The sequence below is a fragment of the Cellulomonas telluris genome (assembly GCF_004886325.1).
In the GTDB taxonomy this organism is placed as follows: domain Bacteria; phylum Actinomycetota; class Actinomycetes; order Actinomycetales; family Cellulomonadaceae; genus Cellulomonas; species Cellulomonas telluris.
Genome location: NZ_QXFN01000021.1, coordinates 1 through 671, shown reverse-complemented (window position 1 = coordinate 671; position 671 = coordinate 1). Strand labels below are relative to the sequence as shown.

The 671-nt window shown below is 68.6% G+C and carries 1 protein-coding gene; it reads left to right on the top strand.

From position 1 onward, the window contains the following. The coding region (locus FB586_RS18510) for an NADH-quinone oxidoreductase subunit D-related protein (protein ID WP_503102588.1) at positions 1 to 671 on the top strand (671 nt) is incomplete at both ends.

Genomic DNA, 671 nt, shown 5'->3' with positions numbered 1-671 from the left:
CGTGGTCGTCAACATGGGCCCGCAGCACCCGTCGACCCACGGCGTGCTGCGCCTGATCCTCGAGCTCGAGGGCGAGACGGTCACCGAGGCGCGGTGCGGCATCGGCTACCTCCACACCGGCATCGAGAAGAACATGGAGTACCGCTCCTGGGTGCAGGGCACCACGTTCTGCACCCGGATGGACTACCTCTCGCCGTTCTTCAACGAGGCGACCTACGCCCTGGGCGTCGAGCGGTTGCTCGACATCGAGGACGACGTCCCGGAGAAGGCGCAGGTCATGCGCGTGCTCCTGATGGAGCTCAACCGGATGTCGTCGCACCTCGTCGCGATCGCGACCGGCGGCATGGAGATCGGCGCGCTGACCGTGATGACGATCGGCTTCCGCGAGCGCGAGCTCGTGCTCGACCTCTTCGAGCTGATCACCGGCCTGCGGATGAACCACGCGTTCATCCGCCCCGGCGGTGTCGCGCAGGACCTGCCGCCCGGTGCGCTCGACGAGATCCGCGACTTCGTCGCGCTGATGAAGAAGCGCCTGCCGGAGTACGCCGCCCTCTGCAACGCCAACCCGATCTTCAAGGGCCGCCTCGAGGGCGTCGGGCACCTCGACCTCGCCGGTTGCCTGGCGCTCGGTCTCACCGGCCCGGTGCTCCGCTCAACCGGGTACGCGTGGG